This window comes from Corynebacterium sp. p3-SID1194 (assembly GCF_025144155.1).
Lineage (GTDB): Bacteria > Actinomycetota > Actinomycetes > Mycobacteriales > Mycobacteriaceae > Corynebacterium.
In genome coordinates, this window is the sequence record NZ_JALXWY010000047.1 from 1 (window position 1) to 537 (window position 537).

Genomic DNA, 537 nt, shown 5'->3' on the forward strand with positions numbered 1-537 from the left:
ACCACGTATATCGAGTGGGAAAAAGCCCACGAGACCTACTTCGGCACAACCCGCTCCACCCGCAAGCAGGCCCAGGCGGTACGCATCGCCCGTGAGACGGGGAAGTCGTTGGACCAGATCTTGTTCATCGAACAACAAGTTCGTTCGTTGGGCACGGAGAAAGAGAAGTGGAGGATCCGCCTGGCGTTGTTGTCTGTGCGGGGTAACTACGAGACGTTGAAACGCCGCGCCAAAGACATCGTCCCTGAGGTGGATACACCCGCTCCTGAGTCGGCGGTGCGGTTTGGTAAGGAACGGAAAGGTAAACGCACTTTCAGTGCTACTGGTGATGCGCGGGATATCGCTGCCCTTGAGTACGCGCTGCGCCAAAACCTCGACGCTAACCGTCCTGAGGGCCCGCAGATGTACGAGGCATTCCACGACTTGCTGCACAAGGACGGTGCTGTTGCGGATGCTGTCCCACGCCCGTTGGTTCAGATCCCGCTGCCGGATTACATCAAGGTCCTCGGCGGCCAGGGGGATGAGACCATCCTGGGG

General features: G+C 59.4%; 1 pseudogene. It reads left to right on the forward strand.

The annotated features are described in order from the left end of the window. Positions 1–537 (forward strand): annotated as a pseudogene (locus tag M3G19_RS11825) (HNH endonuclease); the annotation flags it as partial.